Origin of the sequence: Paraburkholderia sp. BR10882 (assembly GCF_040948855.1) — a bacterium.
GTDB classification, from domain to species: Bacteria; Pseudomonadota; Gammaproteobacteria; order Burkholderiales; family Burkholderiaceae; genus Paraburkholderia; species Paraburkholderia nodosa_A.
On the sequence record NZ_JBFPKP010000011.1, the window covers coordinates 114,855 to 138,577 of the forward strand.

The following is a 23,723-nucleotide window of genomic DNA, read 5'->3' on the forward strand; positions in this document are numbered from 1 at the left end:
GGCACCTCAAGGGTGGGCCTCGCCGAGTGCGCTCGCCAGATCGACGAGCAGCTCGGGGTCCACCGGTTTTTCGATCCAGCCGGTCGCGCCTGCGTCGCGTACGGCTGCCTTGAAGCCTTCGTCCGATTCCGTGGTCAACACGAGGATGGGCGTTTCGAAGTACGAAGGATTCGCCCTCAACTGCTTGATCAGGTCGAGTCCGCCCATGCGCGGCATGTAAAGGTCGGTAAGCACGAGATCGAAGCGCTGGGCGAGCGCATGCTCGAGCCCTTCTTCGCCGTCGCTCGCCACCGTCACCTCGTAGCCTGCCGAGCCGAGCGCCGCCTGCAGGATCTCCCGCATGGACACCGAATCGTCGATCGCCAGAATGTTCCTGATCATCCGTTCCTCGTTGTCATTGCGCTGCCGGCGCGACGGCCGGGGCGACCGCCGGCCCCACCGGCGCCACCGTGGTCGCCACCTTCGGCGCGATCGCGACCGGTGCCGGCGCCGCCCGGCCCATGCCGGCGTCCGGCGTGAGCGCGGGCAGGCTCTTGCCCGAACCCGCTGCGTCGTCGGAGAGCGTGGTAGTGGTCGAGTCGTCGTGCATGAGCGCGTCTTCGGACTTCTTGTTCAATACGATGATGCTGATGCGGCGGTTCTCCGGGTCGAGCGGATCGGCCTTGTTCAGGTTCTGCGTGGAAGCGAGACCGAGCACGCGCAACACCTTCGATTCGTCCATGCCGCCCGCGATCAGCTCGCGGCGCGATGCGTTCGCGCGGTCGGCGGAAAGCTCCCAGTTGCTATAGCCCTTGTCGCCGCCGGCGTAGGGCACGGCGTCGGTGTGGCCCTGCACGACGATGCGGTTGGGCACGTCGTTGAGCGTCTTGCCGATCGCCTGCAGGATGTCGCGCATGTACGGCTCGACCACGTCGCGCGCGGTGGCGAACATCGGGCGCTTCTGCGAGTCGACGATCTCGATGCGCAGGCCCTGCAGCGTGGAGTCGATGCGGATCTGCTGCTTGAACTGGCGCAGCACCGGGTTCGCCTCGATCGCCGCCATCAGCTTGACTTGCAGGTCGTGCAGGCGCACCTGCTCCTTGCGTTCGAGCGAGCCTTCGAGCTGCTTCGTGGCGTCGTCGTCGTTGTGCTTCGGCTGGTTGCGCTCGGAGCGCTCGGTCGCGCCGTCGCTGCGGCGCGTGACGCCCTGGTCCTGCGACGAGATGTCACGGCCGCCGCCCTTCAGGATGCTCGAGTCTTCCGCGCTGCGGTCGCCGCCCCAGAGCGTGATCTTCATCGGCTGGTTGAAGTAGTCGGCGATGCCCTTCAACTGCACCGTCGAAGCCGACGAAAGCAGCCACATCAGCAGAAAGAACGCCATCATCGCGGTCATGAAGTCCGCGTAGGCGAGCTTCCACGCGCCGCCATGATGGCCGGCCTTCTTCGGCGCGGCGCGCTTGACGACGATTGCGCGGTCCTTGTTGTTGCTCATGGGCCGTCCCTTACTTCGCCTTCACGCGGCGCACGTGCTCTTCGAGTTCCGTGAACGACGGACGCTCGGTCGAGAACAGCACCTTGCGGCCGAACTCCACGGCAATCGCCGGCGCGTAGCCGTTCAGGCTCGCGAGGATCGTGACCTTGATGCACTGGAACATCTTGGTCGACTCGGTCACGCGCTGCTCCGCGAGGCTCGAGAGCGGGCCGATGAGACCGTACGAAAGCAGAATGCCGAGGAAGGTGCCGACCAGCGCCTGGGCGATCATCTCGCCGAGCACTGCGGGCGGCTTGTCGGCGGACGCCATGGTGTGAACCACGCCCATCACCGCCGCGACGATACCGAACGCCGGCATCGCGTCGCCCACCTTCGCGAGCGCGTGGGCAGGCGCCTCGCCTTCGGCGTGGTGCGTTTCGATTTCCTCGTCCATGAGGCTTTCGATCTCGAAGGCGTTCATGTTGCCGCCCACCATGAGACGCAGGTAGTCGGTGAGGAATTCGACGATGTGGTGGTCGGCCAGGATCTTCGGATACTGCGTGAAGATCGGGCTCTTCTGCGGATCGTCGATATCCGCTTCGAGCGTGAGCGTGCCTTCCTTTCGCGCCTTCGCGAGCAGGACATAGAGCAGCGCGAGCAGCTCCATGTACACGTCCTTGTTGTATTTGGCGCCCTTGAACAGCGTGGGAAGCACGCGCAAGGTGGCCTTGATGGTCTTGATGCCGTTGCCGAGGATGAACGCGCCGACGCCAGCACCACCGATCATGAGCAGTTCCATCGGCTGCATGAGTGCGGCCAGATGGCCGCCCTCGAGTGCGTAGCCGCCGAAGACGCAAAGGATCGTCAAGAGGGTTCCAACGATAATCAGCACTGCCGGGTCCTCACTAGAAATGCGCCGCGAACCGCCGTCGGCCCGCGCCCTTAGCTGGGTTTACGGCAACGGCGCGAAAAACTTTGGGTTTGAATGGGCGCGGATCGCAAGCCGGCCGGGCGTCTGCCGTCTGCTCGACGTCGACATGCCGGATGAATCTGGGGCCGGTTCGCAAAGCCGCGCGGGAAGGGATTGCAATTCGTGTCTATGACTGCGTGTGACGATGCGCCGTGCTTGCGGCACGCGCCTTCCGGCGAAGCCGCAGGGGCCTCTGCGCCGGGACGGGCCGGGTTTATCCGGAGTCCCGGCCTGCATGGAGTGCGGCAAACCGCATCGATCAGGGACAAGCGGCGTTGATCTGCCTCAAGCGGCGATCTGCGACGCAAGCGCGTTGCGCCGTGTGCGCCCCGCCCGCGAGGGCGGCTGGCACAGCCCGCAGACGAAGCCACGCTGCGGGTCGTGCGCGTGAGCGACGTAGCGGCCGCCGCAACGGCTGCATGGCGTCATCTGCAGGAGGCCCGAGGTGAAATAGCGCACGAGCGTCCAGGCGCGCGTGAGGCTCAGCGCGGGCGTTTCGTCATGCAGCCGCAGGTGCTCGAGATAGAGCCGGTAGCTCTTCACGATCGCGTGGATCGGCTCGCAGCGCGCGTGGCGGCTCATGAACATGAACGTGTTGTAGAACAGCGAGGAATGGACGTTGGGCTGCCAGGTCATGAACCAGTCGGTCGAAAACGGCAGCATGCCCTTGGGCGGCGACTCGCCCTTCACTTCCTTGTAAAGCCGGATGAGCCGGTCGCGCGAGAGCGAGGTCTCCGCTTCGAGCAGTTGCAAACGCGCGCCCAGTTCGATCAGCTCGATTGCGAGCGCGATCTCTTTTACCTCCTGCACCACACTCTTTGTCGCCATAGACACCCGTTGGAAGCCGCAATGGAATGCGCCTGGCCCCTGCCGCCGTTCGCGGGCAGCAAGGGTGCAATGCGCCGCAGCGCGCTGCGGCGCTGGGCGAAGCGGTTCAGCCGATCTGTTCGACGTCCTGGCCCGCCATGATGATCGCCGAGTGCGTCAGCGCGGTTTTGCCCTTGTCGGCAAGCGCGCTCAGGATGGCGTGGTCGTCGAACCGGAAGCGGCAAAGCAGCTGGTTCGATGCGGCAAGGCGTACGGTCTGCGCGAAAGTGAGATTAGCGAGCACCTCGGCAGACTGCTCGGAGATGCCCATACGGAACATGCCCGTCGGCTTGTCCTCGCGCAAAAGACGTTGCGCGAGCAACAGATACGACAGGTTCACTTCCTTGATCTCATTGAGCATGTCGCTGTGCGTCGTCGCGCTCATGGATTCCCCCGAATCAAATCGCGGCGGCTGGTCAGACCGCCCGCGGAAAACGTTTGCTCGCCCAGATACGACTCAAGTGCATCCGAACGGCCTGTTTATGGTCGTGGGTCCATTGTGGCTGGGGCGGGAACAAATGGAAATCGGACGGATGCCGCGACGCGTTGCGAGAAAAAGTTTCGCAAACGTGTAGGAATTTTTCTGACAAAGAGGCGGGAGCAGCGGCGGGAGGCGGGGCGCGTCATGTCATGCGCATAGGCCGCGGATTTATCGGTTAATTATAGGCTTTTTCATGGATGCGTCACGCGTGCGTGCTATTCGCTGCGCGCGCGTCACTCGCGGCGTGCCTTTTGACCCTTGTTCCGGCGCAGCGGGCACGCGGCTTGCGCAATGCGCGCCCAAGCCGCGTCACGCTTTGCAATGGCCTCTTACACCTGCTGTATCCCGCTGTAACAACTTTAAGCGTTTGCAAAACCGCGTGTGTCGGGCCGCGAAATGGCCATAATCGGTCTCAGGGATAACCCGATACCGTTGTACCGCCGCAGTGCCGCATCACAGAGTTCGTTGCACACGCGGCTTTTTTGCCAGGAGATCGAACAATGCGAATCGCACAAATTGCGCCACTTTATGAAGCCGTTCCGCCCAAGCTTTATGGCGGCACCGAGCGCGTCGTGTCCTACCTGACCGAAGCGCTGGTCGACCTCGGCCACGACGTGACGCTGTTCGCCAGCGGCGATTCGGTCACCTCGGCAAACCTCGAAGCCGCCTGGCCGCGCGCACTGCGTCTGGACCCCACGATCCGCGACGCGCTGGCGCCGCACATGGTGCTGCTCGAGCGCGTGCGCCGCGTCGCGCACGAATTCGACGTGCTGCACTTCCACCTCGACTATCTGCCGTTCCCGCTCTTCACGACCATGGACACGCCGTTCGTGACGACGCTCCACGGCCGCCTCGACCTGCCGGAGCTGCAACCGGTATTCGAGCAGTTCCCGAACGCACCGGTCATCTCGATTTCGGACTCGCAGCGCCAGCCGTTGCCGCAGGCCGCGTGGCAGAACACGATCTATCACGGACTGCCAAAGAACCTGCTCACGCCGCAAGCTGATCGCAAGCCCGAGTACCTGGCGTTCCTCGGCCGGATCTGCCCGGAAAAGCGTGTGGACACGGCGATCAAGATCGCCGCGCTCTCCGGCCTGCCGCTGAAGATCGCCGCCAAGGTCGACAAGGTCGACCAGGACTACTTCAAGACCGAGATCGAGCCGCTGCTTTCGCAGGCCCACGTGGAGTTCGTCGGCGAGATCAACGAAGAGCAGAAGCCCGCGTTCCTTTCGGGTGCGAAAGCGCTGCTGTTCCCGATCGACTGGTCCGAGCCATTCGGCCTAGTGATGATCGAGGCGATGGCCTGCGGCACGCCGGTGATCGCCTTCAATCGCGGTTCGGTGCCGGAAGTGATCGACCCGGGCGTGACGGGCTATGTCGTCGAGGACGTGCAAGGCGCCGTGGCCGCGCTCCAGAGTATCGATTCGCTTTCGCGCGTGGCGATTCGCAACCAGTTCGAACACCGCTTTACGTCGCACATCATGGCCGGCAATTATGTCGACACTTATACGGCGCTGATCGAAGCCGCACAGCGTCCGGTACTGCGTCGCGTCGCCGCCGGTTGAGTGCGAAGCATTCCAGATTTCGCGATAAATCCAGACGAATGCGCGACGTGAATCGTTTGCGAGTCGCTGAATAGCGCCATTACGCGTTGATTACAGAAGACTCACAAAAAAGAGCCGCATGAAACATGCGGCTCTTTTTGCATTTTCGGCTACACCGCTATGACGGCCGGGCTGTTCCCCGGCGGCATGCGTCAGGCGATCAGGTAGCGTTCGCGGTTCTTGCCCGCGATCCACTTGGGCGGCTTGCCGCGGCCGCTCCAGGTCGCGCCGGACTTGGGGTCCTGATAGCGCGCAGGCAGCGGCGCCTTTTTCGGCGGACGCCCGCGGCGCGCGGCCTCGGCAAAGCCCAGGTCCTGGGCGGAAAGGCCGTATTCGGCGATCTTTTCCCGGATCGTGGCGATGACGTCCGCGATCTCCGTCCGCCGCGCCTCTTCGGCCTGAGCCTGGAGTTTTGCGATCTGCGCCTTGATCTCTGTATATTGCGACATTTCTATTCCCCCTTCATTGCTCTTGAAACCTGCTCTTGAAACCGGCTCGATCGGAGATTAGACGTAAATAACGGAATTCGCAATCGCTATTAATACTGCTTTTTCACGCTATTCTTCAATTTAACGTTCGACCGACTCCAGCGCAATTGCGTACACATCGATCGTAATAATTCGATCAATTACGTCGAAATTGACAATCCTTGACAGCATCGAAAAGGGCGACTGCCTAGAATCTGGCATTTCCCGGTGCCGGTGCTTTACGCGGCCCCTTCAAAAATCGACTTTTCGAGGTGTCACGCAATGCACTTATCCAGGCGGCTCATCGCCGAACTGATCGGCACTTTCTGGCTCGTTCTGGGCGGCTGCGGCAGCGCGGTGCTCGCGGCCAACTTCGCCGGGCCGGTTCACGGACTCGGGATCGGGTTCGTGGGCGTGTCGCTCGCCTTTGGCCTGACCGTGCTCACCATGGCCTACGCCATCGGCCACATTTCGGGCTGCCATCTGAATCCCGCCGTGAGCGTGGGCCTGACCGTGGCGGGCCGCTTCCCGGCGCGCGACCTCGTGCCCTATATCGCCGCGCAGGTGGTGGGCGCGGTGATCGGCGCTTTCGTGCTTGCGCTCATCGCGACGGGCAAGCCCGGCTTCGACCTCGTCGCGAGCGGCTTCGCGACCAACGGTTACGGCGAGCAGTCGCCGGGACACTACGCCATGGGCGCCGCGTTCGTGTGCGAAGCGGTCATGACCGCGGTCTTCCTGTTCGTCATTCTCGGCGCAACCGACAAGCGCGCACCCGCAGGCTTCGCGCCGATCGCCATCGGCCTGTGCCTCACGCTGATTCATCTGATCTCGATTCCCGTCACCAATACCTCGGTGAATCCGGCACGCTCGACCGGCCCCGCGCTGTTCGTGGGCGGCGAGGCGATCTCGCAGCTGTGGCTGTTCTGGGTCGCGCCGATCGTCGGCGCAGTGATCGCAGGCATCGTGTACCCGGCGGTGGCGGGGCGGGGCGAAGCGGTGGCGGCGGTCGGCGCGCGCGAGACGGCTTGACGGCCTCTGACGCGCGCTGACACGTCCGCGCGGCCCGAGCCGCGCCGCATTGCGACACGTTCTCCGTGCAGTTGCAAACGGGCGCTTCGGCGCCCGTTTGTCTTGCTGAGCGCGGGGCGCTCCGGGTGCGCTGCTGGCCGGGCCCGTGACGGCTGCGCTGCTAGAATCGGGCGACCTTCCCATTGTCTTGCGACCTGGAGCATCACGCCCAGCATGAAGCGCTCACGCCCCCGGCCAGGCCGGATCGCCTCGACGCTCGCCGCCGCGCTGAGCGCACTGCTATGCGCCTGCGCGCCGCTGCCACACGCCAACGGAGCCGCTAACGCCGGCGAGACAGCGCAGACGAATGCGAGCAGCGCGCCAGCCACGCGCAACGTCGAAACGCTCATCTTCGTGAGGCACGGTGAAAAGCCGCCAGAGGGATTCGGCCAACTTAACTGCAAGGGGCTGAACCGAGCGCTTGCGCTGCCGGCCGTGATCGCGGCCAAGTACGGCAAGCCCGATGCGATCTACGCGCCCGACCCCGGCGAGCAAAAGGAAGACAACGGCCATGCCTACAACTACGTGCGCCCGCTCGCGACGATCGAGCCGACCGCGATCCAGTTCGGCATGCCGGTCCAGACGCCGTATGGCTATTCGAAGATCGACGCGCTGCAAAGCGCACTCGTCGATCCGCAGTGGCGCGGCCGCACCGTGCTCGTTGCATGGGAGCATCGGGAAATCGAGACGCTCGTACGCCGCGTCGTCACCGCGCACGGCGGCAGCGCGAACGACGTACCGCGCTGGGAGAGCGCGGACTTCGACAGCATTTACGTGGTGCGTATCGACTGGAGCGGCGGCGCCGCGCGCGCGCGTTTCTCGCACGAGCGCGAAGGGCTCGACGGTCGCGCGGACGACTGCCCGTGCGCGCAACTGCCCGCCGCGCAGTAATCGTCCCGCGGTTATCGTTCGAATGGAATCGAGGTGGTGGCGGCGCTAGCGACCGCGCCCGCGTGAATTACGACGCGAGTTCGTCGCTGAGCGCGAACAGCTTGCGAAGATGATGCGCGACACCGGCTTCGAAGTTGTTGCCGATGCGCGGCACCCGAGGCAGTCGCTTGATGAGATCGGGATTGGCGTTGTTCATCATGAACGGATGACCCGCCGTTTCGAGCAGGTCGATATCGTTCATGTTGTCGCCGAACGCGACGCAACCCGCGGCGTCCACGCCGAGCCGGTCGAGTACGACGCGCAGCGCGCGGCCCTTCGAAACGCCGGCCACCATCACTTCGAGGCAATCGGGCAGGGAATAGGTGACGTAGAGCGCGTCGCCGAACTCGCGCGCGAGATTCTGCGCGACGTGCGCGAGATCTGCCGGATCGCCGATATAGAGCGCCTTGGCGATGCCTGCGCCCGCGTAATCGCGCAGATCCGCCACGCGGTACTCGAAGCCCGAGTCCTGGTGATACGCGAGCAGTTCGGGCGCGTCGCGGTCGATGAGCCAGGCGTCGTCGGTATAGATGCTCACGATCACGCGGCCGTGCTCGCCCACGGTGTCGGCGGCGACCAGACGCTCGACCATGGGCGCGCTCAGATTGCTCGCGTGGATCAGTGTGTCGTCGGGTGCGTGCACGCGCGCGCCGTTCGCGGTGATGAGATATGGCCGGATGCCGAGCACGTCGCGAATACCGGCCACGTCGCAATAGTGGCGGCCGGTCGCGATTACGAACGGCAGCCCCTGCGCATCGAGTGCGCCCAGCGTGGCAACCGTGAACGGATCGACCTGATGGTCGCTATTGAGCAGCGTTCCGTCGAGATCGGTTGCAATGACCTTGTACATGGTGATCAGACAGCCAGCGGGAAACGTTGAATCGTAGCATCTGCGGCACGGCTATGCCCTTGACCTACGTTCGCGCCCTTTCTCACTTGCCGCTCAGTTGTCCGCAGCAGCGCGCGCCAGCCGCTGGGCCTCCATCTGCGCGAGGCGAAGCGCGCCGGACGTGGAATCGGCGAGCGGCGCGCGCAGGCGATCGCGCACCGCTTGCGGCACCCACTCGCGCAGCGGTTGCCCAAGGCCGCCCGAGAGCGCCGCCGGCAGCTCGCCCGAAGGATCGAGCGCGGTGATGAGTTTCGCGATTTCCACGCCGGCTTCGGCGAGCAGCTTAGCGACGAACGGATGTTCGCGATGCGCGAGGACGACCGGTGCGAGGCTGGCGTAAGCTGTCTGGTTGGCCGCGCACTGCCATACGATGAGACTGTCGCGATCGGTGGCCCGCGCGTGTGCGAGGAGGGCCCGTGCGAAGTCGTCCATGGGCACGCGTGCATCGAGCGCCTGCTGCGCCCAGACGATCGCGCGCAGGCCGAACCACGCGCCACTCGCTTCGTCGCCCGAGGGAAAGCCGAAACCGCCCGCAATGCGGCACTGACCGTCCTCACCAAGCACCGCTGCGATGCTGCCCGTGCCGAGGGCGACCACCACGCCCGGCGCGCCGCCGTGCGCGCCCAGCAGCGTCGTGTAGGCGTCGCTTTCCACCGCCAGTCCGGCCACGGGAGGAGCGGCAGCGAGAAACGGCGCCAGCCAGTCGGGGTTGTTCACGCCCGCGAGCCCGCAGCCAAGCACGCATTGCGACCAGTCGAACGCAAGCCCCGCGTGCGCAAACGCCGCGCGGCAGCCCTCCTCGATCGATTGCCAGGCCCGCGCGATACCGAGCCCGAGCCCCGACGGCCCCGCAGCCGCGCGCGCGAGTTCGACGCCGTTCGCGTCGCCAAGCGCGATGCGCGTGCCCGTGCCGCCGCCGTCCACGCCAATCAACCAGGTGTATTTCTGCATGGTGTCCGCCGCGCCTCGCGCGCCTGTGAGTCCGGTTCGAAAGCCAAAATTCTTGTCGTGCCGCAGAGACTAACGGCTTCCCCGGGTTCGCACAATCGGCCATCCGGCCAGGGTGGCGGCGCTGCACCGATCCGCTATGCTTGCGTGGCTCGAACGATGTCTCGCAAGGAGAACTTACCGTGACACACCGCTGCAACTGGGTATCGGCCGGCGCGTCGCCGCAGTATGTGCAATACCACGACGAGGAGTGGGGCGTGCCGTCGCGGGACGACCAGCATCTGTTCGAAACGATCGTGCTCGAAGGCGCGCAGGCAGGGCTCTCGTGGTCCACGATACTCAACAAGCGCGAAGGCTATCGCCGCGCCTTCGCCGACTTCGACATCGAGAAGGTTGCGCGCTTTACGCCCAAACACGTCGAAACGCTCATGCAGGACGCCTCGATCGTGCGCAACCGGGCCAAGATCGAGGCCGCCATCGCCAACGCCCGCGCCGTGCAGCAAATCCAGACGGAGCACGGCTCGCTCGCGAAGTTTGTCTGGTCGTTCGTGAACGACACGCCCATCCAGAACGACCTTGCCTCGTATCGCGACGCACCAGCGTCTACCGAAGTCTCGGACGCCCTTAGCAAGGCGCTCAAAAAATACGGCTGCAAATTCGTTGGTACGACGATCTGCTACGCGTTCATGCAGGCTGTCGGCATGGTCAACGACCATGAGCGCGACTGCATGTGCCGCAAGGCCTGCGCGGCGCTTGGCAAAAAGAAGCGCCGCTCCTGAGCGCAGTGACACTTGCGCGACTCGGGTAACTCCCGAGCGAGGCAGGACGCGCCTTGGAAACCTTCGTCCCGCATGGCTTTGTGGCACGCCGGCGCGACTGCGCCCGGCACTGGCCAACCCAATTTTTGATCGCTACGGTGCGCCACCCCACGGTTTTCCGCTGGCGTGCCGTTATAACGGGAAGTGAATGCAGACGCGTCAGGGGAACGGTGAGGGATGTCGGCTGGAAGGCCGGCGGCGCCGCATTAGAAGGGAATTAACCTGTGCCCGGCAGCTGGGCAACAGGGGGTTGAAATGAAAAACGTCCACTTCCTGAGTCATCAGGAAATCTTCGACCGCGCGGTGGCCCATCTCTTTGGCCAGGGGCGCGCGGCACTTCTCCCACGCGGAGGCGGCGCCTACCGGGGCGGTGGCTGTGGCGGCGGCTCCGGCAGCGCGCACAGCTATGGCGGCGGTTGCCCGGTCGGCAGCTTCATCCGGCCACGCGACTATATGAGCGCCATGGAAGGCATACCCGTGCGCTACCTCGGCCGTGAGACGAACGACGTGCCGCTCTATATGGATGTGGGCGTCGCCGCGCTGAAGAAGGCGCTGCTGCGCGCCCATATCAACATATACGACCCCGCCACGATCACTCTGCTGAGTTGCCTGCAGAACGTGCACGACGTGTTTGGCGTGTGGGAATGGCGCGAACGCCTTTGTTCGATTGCCGCGCAGTTCGGCTTGTCGCCCGCGCAGCTGAAGAACGCTGCCTGAAATCGGCCGGCACGCGCAACACGCGCTGCGCATCGGCGCGGAGTTTCTAAGCGCAAATAGGCACAAACGCAAACGGCGGCGCAGCTTCTTGCGAAGCATGCGCCGCCGTCTGGCGGAACACCGAAAAGCGAAAAAGCTTAGTGGAGCTTCTTCGGCAGCATCTGGCTGCGCAGGCGCTTGTGCAGGCGCTTAACAGCAGCTGCCTTCTTGCGCTTGCGAACTGCCGTCGGCTTTTCGTAAGCTTGACGCTCACGCAGCTCGGCGATCAGGCCGTTCTTTTCGATTGCACGGCGGAAGCGGCGAATCGCCACTTCGAACGGCTCGTTTTCCTTCAGAAGAATCGTCGTCATGTATTTCCTAACTCAAATCGCTTAATACGGTTCAAAGGCGCGAGCGTCAAAGCCGCTCACGCGCCGGCCCTCCGGTCGTTCGCCACGCTGGGGCCGAACGAGAGGCAAGGCGGCCACGGAGGCCGGAAAAGAGAAGTAGGGGGTTCACAGCGGAACGCGATCAGGTCGACCTTGCTGCAACACACCTGACCGCCGGTTTGCGGCCGCCAACAGTAACGAACACGGCAACAAAACAGGCAAAGATCTCAATTCACTCCCAATGATATCAGGAAAAGATCCGCCTGACCAGGGTTTCTTGAGTCTACTCAGGGACTTGCGCGGCTTGCCGCGGCCGCCGCGCCCGCCCTGTCGATTAGGACACCTGGGTTAATGCCTTTGCCGTCAGGCGCTCGCGTCGTTGAGCGCCTGGATGTCGGCCGGATCGAGCTTCAGCCGTACCGCTGCTGCAAGGCTCTCCAGCTGATCCAGCGAGGTCGCGCTCGCGATCGGCGCGGTAATGCTCGGGCGCGCGATCAGCCACGCCAGCGCAACTGCCGCGAGCGTGCTGCCGTGACGCTCAGCCACATAGTCGAGCGCCGCGAGGATCCGGATGCCGCGGTGGTCGAGGTACTTTTCGACGCGCGAGCCGCGCGTGCTCTTCGCGAGATCCTCGCGCGAACGGTACTTGCCCGAGAGAAAGCCGCTCGCGAGGCTGTAATAGGGCACGACCGCGAGCTTCTGCGCCATGGCCACCGGTTCGAGATCGGCCTCGTAATGAGCGCGGTCGTACAGGTTGTATTCGGGCTGGATGATCTGGTACGCGGGCAGACCGGATTTCGTCGCAACCGCGAGCGCCTCCTCGACGCGCGCGCCCGTGTAGTTCGACGCGCCGATCACCCGCACCTTGCCGGCCTCGATCAGCCGTTGGTACACGCCGAGTGTTTCCTCGAGCGGGACTTTCTGGTCGTCCTCGTGCGAGAAGTACACATCGATGTAATCGGTCTGCAGACGACGCAGCGAATCCTCCACGGCAGCCGCGATGTTGGCGGCGGAAAGCCCCGGGCGGCGTGCATCTTTTGCGACCTTCGTTGCGATCACCACCTTGTCGCGTTTGCCGCTTTTCGCGATCCACTTGCCGATGATCGTCTCCGATTCGCCGCCCTGGTTGCCGGGCACCCACGCGGAATACACATCGGCGGTGTCGATGAAGTTGAGGCCGGCGTCGGTGAAGGCGTCGAGGATCGAGAACGAGGTGGCTTCGTCTGCGGTCCACCCGAAGACGTTGCCGCCGAACATGAGCGGGGCGACCTGCAACGAGGAAGTGCCGATCCTGCGTAGTTCCATGGGGCCTCCAGAAGAAAGGGCGGACGGGAATCGCTGAGGATACGCCGCCTCGCGGCGCGCTGCAGCGGGCAAGGGCGCGCAGCCGCGGAAGTGCACCGGCGCCCTGCACTAAACCACACGCGATACCTGCCGTAAACACGCTTGCAAACTGCAAGACGCAGAAATGCGTGAAGGAAGCGGGAAGCACGAAGCGCGGCGCAACCGGATTTTTTATGCACCGCGCAAATGAGGTCTCGATTGTCGGTGCTTCCCCTCAAGTTTTTTTTACCCACGCCGACAACCTTCACTGAGGCGGCCAGCAATGAAAGATTGCACCCGCCGCGGCCATAGTGGCTTGTAACGGGCTTTCAGCCCGCTTAGGAGAATTTCCATGCTCGGAATTAACAGCAACATCAACTCGCTCGTCGCGCAACAGAACCTGACGGGCTCGGGCAGCGCGCTGTCGCAAGCGATCACGCGCCTGTCGTCGGGTAAGCGCATCAACAGCGCAGCTGACGATGCAGCAGGCCTCGCGATCTCGAACATCATGCAGACCCAGATCAACGGTCTGAATCAGGGTGTGTCGAACTCGAACGACGGCGTTTCGCTGGTTCAAACGGCATCGAGCGGTCTGTCGTCGCTGACGAGCAGCCTGCAACGTATCCGCCAGCTGGCTACGCAAGCGGCCAACGGCTCGATGACCTCCGACGACCGCGCAGCACTGCAAAAGGAAGTGAACCAGCAAGTTTCGGAAATCAACCGTATCGCGTCGCAAACGACGTACAACGGCATGAACGTGCTGAACGGTTCGCTCGGTAACGTGTCGTTCCAGGTTGGCGCGAACGTCGGCCAGACGATCAGCCTGAGCCTGACGCAAAACATGTCGGCGGCTTCGATCGGCAGCGGCGTGCCGCAAGCTGGCCAAACGCTCGGCACGTTCAGCGGCCTGAGCCTGAGCTCGGCTGGCGCCACGGTCGCAGCCTCGGCAGCAACGATCACCTCCGTCAATGTGGTCTCCGACGGCAGCGGCGGCTTCACGTTCACGGACCAGAACAACCAGGCACTGAGCCAGACGGCGGTCGGCGCTCTGTTCACGGCCTCCAACGAAGCCAGCAGCACCGGCGGCGGCTTCCAGGGCTCGGGTACGGCGGTCACGCTCACCGACGGCGGCATGTCGGCGGCTATGGCTGCAGCAGCCGGCTCGGCGGGTTCCGCAGCGGCCGCCGCCGCTGGTGTCGCCATGGAAACGCAGATCGGCGCGTACAACGCACCGACGGACGTTGCTAACGTCAACATCAGCACGGCAAGCGGCGCAAGCATGGCCATGGAGTCGATCGACAACGCGCTGAACACGCTGAACAACCTGCAAGCAACGCTCGGCGCAGCGCAAAACCGCTTCACGGCAATCGGCACGACGCAGCAAGCTCAGTCGACCGACCTGTCGACCGCCCAGTCGTCGATCCAGGACGCCAACTTCGCGGAAGAAACGGCGAACCTGAGCAAGGCGCAAGTGCTGCAGCAAGCTGGTATCTCGGTGCTGGCACAAGCGAACTCGCAGCCGCAGCAGATCCTGAAGCTCCTCCAGTAATACGAGCTTCTGTAGCCCAAGCGTTGCGCGCCCGGCCGCCATACCCGTGAGCGCAACGCAAGCCAATCGGGAGGATCACCTCCCGATTGGCATTTTCCAGACCTGAACCGATTCACACTGCAACGCCGACGCACGGAGCCCCTTCATGTCCACCGTAACCAGCTCGACAGCCAGCACGATCGCAAGTAGCGTCGCCGCCACGACCGCAGCGAGCAACGCCGCTCTGCAGCAAGCAGCCCAGTCGATCGTCAGCGGCTCGACCGGCAACTCGTCGATGGACGTGAATTCGCTCGTTACGGCGCTCGTCAACTCCAAGATCGCCGGCCAGGCCGCCACGATCAGCGCCGAGCAGACGCAGGACAACACCGAAATCTCCGCGTACGGCGCGCTTTCCGCCGCGCTTTCCGCACTTCAGGCAGGCCTCTCGCCGCTCTCGGATGGCACGACCCTCAGCGCATTCAGCACGACGCTCAGCGGCACCGGCATCACCGCCACAGCAGGCAGCGGCGCGGCAGCAGGGTCATACTCGCTCGATGTCAAGCAGGTGGCACAAGCCCAGGTGCTCACCTCGACCGGCTACGGTGCAACAACGGCGCTCGCGTCGGGCTCGTCCACGATGACGCTGACGGTTAACGGCGCCAGCACCACGATCTCGCTCGACAGCACCAACAGCACCGTTGCGGGTATTGCATCGGCGATCAACTCGGCCACCAACAATCCGGGCGTGACGGCAACGGTCGTCAACGGCGCCGACGGCGCGCACCTTGTGCTGCATTCGACGTCGACCGGTTCGCAGAACGGCATCAGCATCGCGATCAGCGATTCGAATTCCAGCGACGCACTGAAGAACCTCGCCGTGACGACCACGGCAGGTACGGCGATCACGAGCTCGAGCGCGACTTCCGCCAACCTCACCGCTAACCAGTCGACGATCTCCAACACGACCAACTGGACACAGTCCACGGCCGCACAGGACGCCTATTTCACGATCGACGGCACGGGCGCGACCAGCACGACGAACACCGTAAAGACCGCGCTGTCTGGCGTGACGCTGACCCTCACCGCAGCGGCGGTCGACACGTCGAGCACGGGCAGCGGCGCACAAACGCTTACGGTTGCGCAGAACACGAGCGCGGAATCCAGCGCGATCAACAATTTCGTCACGCTGTACAACACGCTCGTGACGACGATGTCGACGCTCACGTCCTTCAGTTCGACCTCGACGTCGCAGGGCGTGCTGCTTGGCGACTCGACGCTGAACATGATCCAGAACCAGCTCGCGACGATCGTGGCGACGGGCGTGAAGAGCGGCAATACGACGACCAGCCTGGCATCGATTGGCGTCACCCTGAATTCGGACGGCTCGCTCTCGGTCGACAGCGACACGCTGAATACGGCACTGCAAAACAATCAGTCGACCGTGGCGGCGCTGTTCAATTCGACTAACGGCGTCGCCGCCCAGTTGAATAACAACATCACGAGCTATCAGTCGAGCACGGGCGTCATCACGACGCGTACGAACGCGATCCAGACTGACCTGACGAACCTTTCGACGCAGCAGTCCAATCTCGCGGAATACCAGTCGCAGCTCACCAGCATGTACACTGCGCAATTCACCGCGCTCAACACGCTGATGGCGACGATGAACAACAACCAGCAATACCTCACGCAGCTCTTCGGCGGCACCAACAGCGCAGGCGCGCTGGCCACCAACAAGAGCTGAGCGCATCCAGCAGGAGAGACGACATGGAATTCGGGGCGCCCATCGATCGCATCTGGCAGATCACGAAAGACATCGAGCAGGCGGCAGCCGTCGGCGAATGGGAAAAGGCGGCCGAGCTTGCGAACGAGCGCTCACCCCTTCTCATGTCGCTCTCCGCGAAGCAAACGGGCGCCGCGCTCGAGGTGCTCAAGCAGGTTCACGCGGTCGATACACTTGTCGCCGCGGCGGCGGAGTCGGCACAAAGCACGCTTAGCGCCGAGTATCGTTGCGCCATGCAGGCAACGCGGAACGTGAATCTGTATCAGCGCGTTGCGCAGTTCTGAAGTCCGGACCTCGCACAGCGTCCAGAAATAACAACCAACCATTGCGCCTTTCGGGGCGCATTTGCGTACCTCGGCCCGCCTCGTGCGGGCTTTTCTTTTACGCGCCCTCATTACACACGGCTCGGGCCGCCACGGCCGACTACCCAGCTTCATTTTCGCCCGTTGCTCGCGCCAACCGAATTGGCGGGCGTTTTGACGTCAACTCGGCAATTCGTTCCGACGGGGCGCCCTGGATAATTGCCCTACTTCTGCTACCTGCGGCGCAAGCACGCCTTCGTCATGACCGCTTTCCATACTCCGACCGACCTCACCGCGCTCGTCCCCCAATCGCAAATGGGGAGCGACATTCAGCTCGTCATGGAAGCCGGGATCGAGCACCATCGCAAGCAGGAATACGACGAAGCTGAAGCGCTCTACGCCATTGTGCTGGAAGCGGATAGCGATCATGTCGACGCCAACTACCACATGGGCGTGCTGTATATGCAAACGGACCGGCCAGCCGAGGCCGTGCCGCACTTCGAAGCAGTGCTCGGCCATACGCCGAACTTCGCGCAACTGTGGGTCTACTACTTCAACGCCCTGACCGCCAGCAACCAGTTCGAAGCCGCGCGGATGGCGCTCGACGTGGCGCAGAAATGCGGCGTTCCTGCGGACGCCATCGATGCGTTGAAGGCTCGCCTGCCCCAGCTTGACGCCGCGTCGGCGCCCGCGCGTGAACCTTCGCACACGGCCGAAGCGATCGAAGCTATGCCGAAACAGCAGACGGCGGACACGCCCGCAGCGAAAATCGATCCACGCCGCGCAAGCGCGACGGAGTTGCGTAAGTTTGCAGATCTCTTCAACAGCAAAGAGACCGAGGCTGCGCTGACGCTTGCCCGTCGCTTGACGAAACAAAACCCCTCGCATGGCGAATGCTGGATTATGCTCACGCACGCCCTGCAGCGCGCAGGCCAGTATGCGGAATCCGTGACGTCGGCCGAGCGTGCCACCAGCCTGCTGCCCAATAGTCTCCCCGCTCAGATCATGCTGGCCGACGCGCTGCATATCACGCGGCAGTCCCAGCGAGCCGTATCGCACTGCCGCAAAGCGCTCGAAAAGCATCCCGAGAGTCCACAGCTGCATCGCACACTGGGCGCCGCCCTGCAGGCAACGGGCCGAACAGGCGAGGGCATCGCCCAGATGCGCCACGCCGTGGAACTGGCACCTCGTGACGCTATCGAACTCGACGCGCTGGCTAACGCGCTGAACGAGGATGGCCAGTACGATGAAGCGGAAAGCGCCTTCCGCAAGGCACTCGAACTCGCGCCGATGCAGGCTGCAACGCACAGCAACCTGCTGTTCTGCCTGATGCACAAGACCGATCTCGATGCAAAAAGCGCATTCGCCGAATTCAGCGAATTCGGGAAGCGCCAGGAAGCCCCCCTGCGTGCGCAGCGTTCGGAGCACACCAATGTTCGTGACCCCGCGCGGCGACTGCGAATCGGCTTCGTTTCGGGCGACCTGATCAATCACCCGGTCGCCTATTTTTTCCAGTCGATCGTAGAGCATCTGGCCCGCGATACAAGCCTGTCACTGCACGTCTATTCGAATTACGTGATCACCGACGCGTTCACGAATACGATCCGGGAGCACGCGCAAGAGTGGCATGAAGTCTTCGGCATGACCGACGCCGCGGTCGCGGAAAAGATTCGCGAAGACGGTATCGACATCCTGATCGATCTGTCCGGCCATACAGGTCGCAACCGCCTCGTGGCCTTCGCGCATAAGCCCGCGCCCATTCAGGTGAGCTGGATCGGCAATCCGGCCACGACCGGCCTGACGTCCATCGACTATTACATGTCGGACCGGTTCGTCACGCCGCTCGAACAGTTCGCCAGCTGCTTCACGGAAAAGCTCGTGTTTCTGCCTGCTCTCGCGCCATTCAAGCCGTACAAACAAGCGCCGGACGTGAACGAGTTGCCCGCCTTGAAAAATGGCTTCGTGACGTTCGGCAGCTTCAGCCGTCTGGTCAAGATCGGGCCGGAAGTCGTGGCGCTCTGGGCGCGCGTGCTGCGCGAGATACCGACTTCGCGCATGCTCATTGGCGCGATCACGTCGGTCGAACAAATGAACAAACTGGCCAAGCTGTTCGCAAGCGAAGGCATCGACGTGAGCCGCATCAGCTTTATGCAGCGCAAGAATACCGAGGTCTACCTGCAACAGCACCAGCAGGTCGATGTCTGTCTCGACGCGTTCCCGTTCGCCGGCTCGACCACGACCATGCACGCCCTGTGGATGGGCGTTCCCACTGTGACGCTGCCCGGCGTTTCGATGGCGAGCCGTGGCAGCACGGGATGGCTCTCGCACCTCGGGCTCAACGAGGCGTTCGTCGCGCGCGACAAGGACGACTTTGTGAGCAAGTGCGTCGCGCTGGCTGACGATCTCGATGCGCTCGCAACGGTACGCCGCGAGTTGCGCCAGCACTGCATGCAGTCGCCCATCATCAGCGCGAGCACGATCGCCAACGCCGTATCGCGTGCACTGCGCACCATGTGGCGGCGCTGGTGCGACGGGCTTGCACCCGAGCATTTCGAGGTCCTGGCGCAGCCGCAAGATGCATCGGCGGAGCCAGTTGTGGAACCGGCGCGCGAGCAGCAGCAACCGGACATTGCGCCGACAGCTGGATCGATCACGTCGATCGACGCGGTGACCGACATCCCCGCAGCGATGAAACCCATCCGTATCGTCTGCGGCACCCGTCGCACCCGTGAGCAGTTCTCGAATGAAACGGCGCTTGGCCGCTCGCTAAAGCTCTATGCGCACCTGCCAAACGTCGAACTCCAACTGTTCGACAACAACACGCGCGGACTGTCCAGCATCTACAACACGGCGATCGAAGAGGCTAAGCAGCGCCCGGCCATCCTCGTCTTCATTCACGACGACGTCTGGCTCAACGACTTCTTCTGGACCGAGCGCATCCGCGAATCCCTCGCCCGTTTCGAGGTGGTGGGGCTCGCCGGCAACCTGCGCCGCGTGCCGCGCCAGCCTGCATGGGCCTTCGCCACGCCCGATCTGCAGTGGGACGAGCGCAAATATCTGAGCGGAACCGTGGGTCACGGCACGGGTTTTCCGTGCAACATCGCGTCGACGTTCGGGCCTTCCGGACAGGAATGCAAGCTCCTCGACGGCCTGTTGCTGATCGCGGATAGCGATACGCTGGTAAAGAGCGGCCTGCGCTTCGACGAGCAGTTCAAGTTCCACTTTTACGATATGGACTTCTGCCGCCAGGCTGAACTAAAGGGGCTCCGCATGGGAACCTGGCCACTGAGCGTGGTTCACGAGAGTGGCGGAGCCTTTGGGACACCCACCTGGCGGGAAGGGTACGCGTCTTATTTGGGCAAATATGGAGAGTGAGGCGCGCGGCGGGCGGTAGTCGTAATTGTCGAGATACCGCCGTCGTCGAAACGCCTTCACTGCCTCTCACAGCGATATCCACCGGAGCCTATATTGGATCAAACTCCTGTCCATCAGCATCACAATCCGGACTTACTTAACCTCATGCCGCAAGGCGCACGCCGCGTGCTGGAAGTCGGCTGCAGTTCCGGAGCGCTGGCGCGCGAATACAAAAAAACAAATCCGGGTGTGCACTACACCGGGATCGAGATTGTCCCGGCTTATGCCGAGATGGCACGCGAACACTGCGACCGCGTAATCGATGTAGACGTCGAGCGGGTAACTGTCGAGCAAATTCGTTCGGACCTCAATGCCGATTGCTGGGTCTTCGGGGACGTGCTCGAACACCTTCACGATCCCTGGGCACTACTGAGGAAAATTCGCGGGACGATGGATCGCGGCGGGTGCGTTGTTGCGTGCATTCCCAATGCGCAGCACTGGAGCGTGCAGGCTCGTCTGAGCTTTGGCGATTTCCGGTATCAGGACTCCGGCTTGTTCGACCGCACACATATCCGCTGGTTCACGCGCGTCACGATGCTGGAGATGTTTCGCGACGCGGGGTTTGTCGTCGATGCTGGCAAGGCGCGGATCTTCCACGAGCCGCAACGCGAGGCCTTTTTGCCCGTCATTCGTGCTATGGCGAGCGCAGCGGGTGCCGATGCAAACGCAGCGGTCGAGGACGCGAAGGCGTTCCAGTTCGTGTTTCGGGCGGTCGTACCTCCTCAGCTTTAAATATTCCCATTCGTTGCACCGACCAAGGCATGGAAATGACGGACGGCTTTCTGCACAAGTATTTTCTTAATAACCCGGACAAGCGACTGCATAAGTGGATTCATTACTTTGACATTTATGAGCGTCACTTCACGCGCTTCAGAAATAAAGCGCCCGTGATGATCGAAATCGGCGTATTTGGCGGTGGATCACTGGCAATGTGGAAGGAGTTCTTCGGAGCCGGATCCAGAATCATAGGGGTCGATATCAATCCTCAGTGCAAGGCCCATGAAGCAGAGGGTATCGAGATTTTCATCGGCAGCCAGGACGACCCTGCCCTGATCGATCAGATATTCCGCAAATATCCGGAAGTCGACATCGTTCTCGATGACGGAAGCCATGTCATGAATCACATGATCTCTTCCTTCGAGCTGATGTATGACCGGCTTCACAAGAACGGAATTTATATGGTGGAGGACACTCACACCTGCTACTGGCCTGAATATCAGGGCGGCGTGGGGAGGCCTGGGAGTTTTATCGAATTTGCCAAGAACAAGATCGACGAACTGAATGCGGTTCATTCGAGAGGCAAAATCCCAATTTCAACCTTCACGAAGAGTACCGATTACATCGCCTGCTACGACAGCATCGTTGCGTTCGAACGTCGTCCGCAAGGACAGCGGCAAGCACCGATTACTTGCGCCATGGTTGAAAACCCGGCGACTATGTAATTTCGACATCCCTTGCTATGGCGCTCAATGCGACTGTTTGCGGGTCGCCAAGCGCCATCCGCTGCACCTTTGGCGTTGGGCTCGGTTCTATTGCCTGGTGCCCGCGCGCAGTTGATCGGCGGGCTCGGTCGCAGCACGTCGCCGGTGAGAGTCGGCGAACTGCCGGGGGCTTTACGCAACGTCGCGCAAGGTCGCTACCGACCCGAAGCCGGACGGAAAAATTCGCTGGAGAACTCCCGCACGGCGTATGCGCGCGGCGTAGAAAATCGCTGAAATCTTCGACAGACTTTGGCGCGCCCGGCTGGGATCGAACCAGCAACCCCTGCCTTCGGAGGGCAGTACTCTATCCATTGAGCTACGGGCGCGTTGACTTGCTGGCGCCGCCGACTGACCGAAGAATACGGAAAAGGCAGCGCCGAAGAGAGACCGAGAGAATAACCGGTTTCGGTTAAACCGTCCACCGCACAGACTATTAAGGGTCGCATCTCCACGAGGCACAACCCAGGCGAAACAGCGCAGGCCACCGCCGGTCCGCTCCGGGTAAACGCCCGCTGAACTCCCTCCGCGCCCAGCCACCAGCCGGAAAACCTTCCGTCTATAATCGTCGGTGTTTGATCTGCCGCATGGCCATTGCCGTCCTGCTGTACCGCTCACCATAAAACCAACGGGAGTCGAGACAAGCATGAGCGAAGCACCCCACGGAGCCCCGATCAAAACGCCCGGCCAGCTGATCGCCGCTGTCATCGCCGGGTTTGCCGTCCCCATCGTCATCATCATTTTGCTCGTCTATTACGTCGACAACACGACGCGCACCGGCGCGGGCACCGACGAACTTTCCACCCAGCAGGTCGCCGCGCGCATCGCGCCGGTCGCGCAGGTCAACGTGCGCGACGCCAACGCGCCGCACGTCTACAAGACCGGCGAGCAGGTCTTCCAGGCTGTCTGCTCGGCGTGTCACGCCTCGGGCGCCGCCGGCGCGCCGAAGTTCGGCAACTCGGGCGACTGGGCGCCGCGCATCGCGCAGGGCTTCGACACGCTGTGGAAAACGGCGCTCTCCGGCAAGGGCGCGATGCCCCCGCGCGGCGGCACGAGCCCCGACGACTACAGCGACTACGAAATCGGCCTCGCCGTCGCCTATATGGCGAACCACGCGGGCGCGAACTTCCAGGATCCGCCCAAGCCCGCGCCAGGCGCTGCCAATGCAGCCAATGCGGCTTCGGGCGCGGCGGGCGCTGCACCGGCCTCCGGCGCATCGGGTGCCGATGCGAACGCCGCCCAGGCGCAAGCCGCCGCAGCGGCGATCGCGGCCATCCCGCAGGCTTCGTCCGCTCCCGCAGCAGGTGGCGGCTCGCAAAGCGCCGACGCCTCGCAGGCGGGCAAGGCACTCTATCAGCAGGTTTGCCAGGCGTGTCACGCCGCGGGCGTACTGGGCGCGCCGAAATTCGGCAACAAGGCCGACTGGGCGCCGCGCCTGAAGGACCCGATGGACACCGTCTACAACTACGCGCTGCACGGCAAGGGCCAGATGCCTCCCAAGGGTGGCTCGACGGCATCGGACGCCGACGTGAAGGCCGCCGTCGATTACATGGTCAGCGCGGCGAAGTAAGCCGTCACGCGCGCGCCAAAGCGCAAAACGATCCCCGCCCGCAGCGATACGGGGCGGGGATTTTTATCTGCGTCGATGAAACAGCGGTCGCGCGTCAGCGCACGGGACGCGCGAATTCGCGGGCAAAAGCGAACGCACCCGAAGCGTCCCCGGCGAGCGCGCCGTAACGCGCAGCCAGTTCGGCGGGAGCGAGCCACGGATAGCTCAAGCCCTGTTGCAGGCGCTCGAGCCGCGCACCGTCCGGGTCGTCGATCACGTCCATCCGGGCAATGTGAATGTGGAATGCCGATACGCGCGGCGCGATGTCGTTCGAATCGAAAGTCCAGCGATACGTGCCGTGACCGATGCGCAGCGCGCCCGCCGCGTCCTCGCGCATCACGACGAGCCAGGGCAGCGCTTCGATCGTGCGCTCGCGCGCAACGAGCGCAGTGGCCTCGCAAAGGTAGTAGGTGCGGCAGCGCGAATAGCGCTCGCCGAAATCGCTGACCAGCGTCTTCGCGATCGCTTCGGCGCCGACGCTGCGCGCCGGAAACGCGATGTTCGGTGTGGCCAGCGAGAACGTCAGTTCCGCATCCTGCGCGAACGCTTCGTAAATCCGTGCGGGCTTCGTGTTGTCCTTCGCGTCGATATACGTTTCAAGCGCGTGACGGTAATGCTGGAGTAATGGATCTTCCATCTGCGGCAGCGAGCGGGTCAGAGGCGTTCACTCTACAGCCGCCCGCGTCCCAAAAAAGCAAACACCCGCTGC

At 63.3% G+C, this 23,723-nt stretch carries 23 protein-coding genes and 1 tRNA gene; 12 read left to right on the forward strand and 12 right to left on the reverse strand.

Going from position 1 to position 23,723, the window contains the following annotated elements:
* Positions 1–6 precede the first annotated feature (6 nt).
* From AB3X99_RS25885 to flhD, 5 genes are all read right to left on the reverse strand, one after another.
* A complete protein-coding gene (locus tag AB3X99_RS25885) occupies positions 7–381 on the reverse strand; it encodes a response regulator (RefSeq protein WP_069264375.1) in 375 nt (124 codons plus the stop codon).
* Between the two features lie 13 nt (positions 382–394).
* Entirely contained in the window at positions 395–1,471 is a 1,077-nt protein-coding gene (motB, locus tag AB3X99_RS25890) for a flagellar motor protein MotB (protein WP_368618535.1), read from the reverse strand.
* A gap of 10 nt (positions 1,472–1,481) precedes the next feature.
* Positions 1,482–2,342, reverse strand: a complete 861-nt coding sequence (gene motA, locus AB3X99_RS25895) for a flagellar motor stator protein MotA (protein ID WP_042265911.1) — start codon at positions 2,340–2,342, stop codon at positions 1,482–1,484.
* Between the two features lie 363 nt (positions 2,343–2,705).
* The gene (gene flhC / locus AB3X99_RS25900; RefSeq protein ID WP_069264379.1) at positions 2,706–3,248 is read right to left on the reverse strand and encodes a flagellar transcriptional regulator FlhC; all 543 of its coding nucleotides are present in this window, start codon (positions 3,246–3,248) and stop codon (positions 2,706–2,708) included.
* A 106-nt stretch (positions 3,249–3,354) separates the two neighbouring features.
* Entirely contained in the window at positions 3,355–3,672 is a 318-nt protein-coding gene (gene flhD, locus AB3X99_RS25905) for a flagellar transcriptional regulator FlhD (RefSeq protein WP_069264381.1), read from the reverse strand.
* 596 nt (positions 3,673–4,268) lie between these two features.
* Between flhD and AB3X99_RS25910 the strand changes: the two genes are divergently transcribed.
* Positions 4,269–5,333 (forward strand): glycosyltransferase family 4 protein, encoded by a 1,065-nt coding sequence (locus tag AB3X99_RS25910; RefSeq protein WP_069264383.1) that lies wholly within the window; start codon positions 4,269–4,271, stop codon positions 5,331–5,333.
* Positions 5,334–5,524: 191 nt separating this feature from the next.
* On the opposite strand, the gene AB3X99_RS25915 is transcribed toward AB3X99_RS25910, so the two are convergent.
* A complete protein-coding gene (locus AB3X99_RS25915; RefSeq protein ID WP_028203342.1) occupies positions 5,525–5,821 on the reverse strand; it encodes an H-NS family nucleoid-associated regulatory protein in 297 nt (98 codons plus the stop codon).
* Positions 5,822–6,121: 300 nt separating this feature from the next.
* Between AB3X99_RS25915 and aqpZ the strand changes: the two genes are divergently transcribed.
* Together aqpZ and AB3X99_RS25925 are read left to right on the forward strand one after the other, a co-directional pair.
* Entirely contained in the window at positions 6,122–6,868 is a 747-nt protein-coding gene (aqpZ, locus tag AB3X99_RS25920) for an aquaporin Z (protein ID WP_069264385.1), read from the forward strand.
* 213 nt (positions 6,869–7,081) lie between these two features.
* Positions 7,082–7,798: a histidine phosphatase family protein gene (locus AB3X99_RS25925; RefSeq protein ID WP_368618536.1), complete on the forward strand. Its 717-nt coding sequence runs from the start codon at positions 7,082–7,084 to the stop codon at positions 7,796–7,798.
* A gap of 67 nt (positions 7,799–7,865) precedes the next feature.
* Here AB3X99_RS25925 and AB3X99_RS25930 read toward each other — a convergent pair whose 3' ends face one another.
* Both AB3X99_RS25930 and AB3X99_RS25935 read right to left on the reverse strand, forming a co-directional pair.
* The gene (locus AB3X99_RS25930) at positions 7,866–8,687 is read right to left on the reverse strand and encodes a Cof-type HAD-IIB family hydrolase (protein WP_368618537.1); all 822 of its coding nucleotides are present in this window, start codon (positions 8,685–8,687) and stop codon (positions 7,866–7,868) included.
* A gap of 93 nt (positions 8,688–8,780) precedes the next feature.
* Complete coding sequence (locus AB3X99_RS25935; protein ID WP_368618538.1) at positions 8,781–9,677, reverse strand: BadF/BadG/BcrA/BcrD ATPase family protein; 897 nt, start codon at positions 9,675–9,677, stop codon at positions 8,781–8,783.
* A gap of 179 nt (positions 9,678–9,856) precedes the next feature.
* Between AB3X99_RS25935 and AB3X99_RS25940 the strand changes: the two genes are divergently transcribed.
* Positions 9,857–10,453 (forward strand): DNA-3-methyladenine glycosylase I, encoded by a 597-nt coding sequence (locus AB3X99_RS25940; protein ID WP_368618539.1) that lies wholly within the window; start codon positions 9,857–9,859, stop codon positions 10,451–10,453.
* 294 nt (positions 10,454–10,747) lie between these two features.
* Entirely contained in the window at positions 10,748–11,209 is a 462-nt protein-coding gene (locus tag AB3X99_RS25945) for a hypothetical protein (RefSeq protein WP_368618540.1), read from the forward strand.
* 137 nt (positions 11,210–11,346) lie between these two features.
* On the opposite strand, the gene rpsU is transcribed toward AB3X99_RS25945, so the two are convergent.
* Both rpsU and AB3X99_RS25955 read right to left on the reverse strand, forming a co-directional pair.
* Positions 11,347–11,559: a 30S ribosomal protein S21 gene (gene rpsU, locus AB3X99_RS25950; RefSeq protein WP_004198205.1), complete on the reverse strand. Its 213-nt coding sequence runs from the start codon at positions 11,557–11,559 to the stop codon at positions 11,347–11,349.
* A gap of 381 nt (positions 11,560–11,940) precedes the next feature.
* Positions 11,941–12,882, reverse strand: a complete 942-nt coding sequence (locus tag AB3X99_RS25955; RefSeq protein ID WP_368618541.1) for an aldo/keto reductase — start codon at positions 12,880–12,882, stop codon at positions 11,941–11,943.
* 370 nt (positions 12,883–13,252) lie between these two features.
* Between AB3X99_RS25955 and AB3X99_RS25960 the strand changes: the two genes are divergently transcribed.
* The 6 genes from AB3X99_RS25960 (at position 13,253) to AB3X99_RS25985 (ending at position 21,369) form a co-directional block, all read left to right on the forward strand.
* Positions 13,253–14,449, forward strand: a complete 1,197-nt coding sequence (locus AB3X99_RS25960) for a flagellin (protein WP_342949196.1) — start codon at positions 13,253–13,255, stop codon at positions 14,447–14,449.
* Positions 14,450–14,594: 145 nt separating this feature from the next.
* Positions 14,595–16,172 (forward strand): flagellar filament capping protein FliD, encoded by a 1,578-nt coding sequence (fliD, locus tag AB3X99_RS25965; RefSeq protein ID WP_342949195.1) that lies wholly within the window; start codon positions 14,595–14,597, stop codon positions 16,170–16,172.
* Between the two features lie 23 nt (positions 16,173–16,195).
* Entirely contained in the window at positions 16,196–16,495 is a 300-nt protein-coding gene (fliT, locus tag AB3X99_RS25970; protein ID WP_342949194.1) for a flagellar protein FliT, read from the forward strand.
* A 279-nt stretch (positions 16,496–16,774) separates the two neighbouring features.
* Entirely contained in the window at positions 16,775–19,888 is a 3,114-nt protein-coding gene (locus tag AB3X99_RS25975; protein WP_368618542.1) for a tetratricopeptide repeat protein, read from the forward strand.
* 93 nt (positions 19,889–19,981) lie between these two features.
* Complete coding sequence (locus AB3X99_RS25980) at positions 19,982–20,659, forward strand: class I SAM-dependent methyltransferase (RefSeq protein ID WP_368603709.1); 678 nt, start codon at positions 19,982–19,984, stop codon at positions 20,657–20,659.
* A 29-nt stretch (positions 20,660–20,688) separates the two neighbouring features.
* Positions 20,689–21,369, forward strand: coding sequence for a CmcI family methyltransferase (locus AB3X99_RS25985; protein WP_342949191.1), 681 nt, complete (start codon positions 20,689–20,691; stop codon positions 21,367–21,369).
* A 289-nt stretch (positions 21,370–21,658) separates the two neighbouring features.
* Here the strand turns inward: AB3X99_RS25985 and AB3X99_RS25990 are convergent.
* Positions 21,659–21,734, reverse strand: a tRNA-Arg gene (locus tag AB3X99_RS25990).
* Positions 21,735–22,051: 317 nt separating this feature from the next.
* Between AB3X99_RS25990 and AB3X99_RS25995 the strand changes: the two genes are divergently transcribed.
* Positions 22,052–22,975, forward strand: coding sequence for a c-type cytochrome (locus tag AB3X99_RS25995; protein ID WP_342949179.1), 924 nt, complete (start codon positions 22,052–22,054; stop codon positions 22,973–22,975).
* A gap of 94 nt (positions 22,976–23,069) precedes the next feature.
* Here the strand turns inward: AB3X99_RS25995 and AB3X99_RS26000 are convergent, their stop codons facing one another.
* On the reverse strand, positions 23,070–23,651 hold the full coding sequence (locus AB3X99_RS26000) for a hypothetical protein (protein WP_368618543.1): 582 nt from the start codon (positions 23,649–23,651) through the stop codon (positions 23,070–23,072).
* Positions 23,652–23,723: the final 72 nt, after the last annotated feature.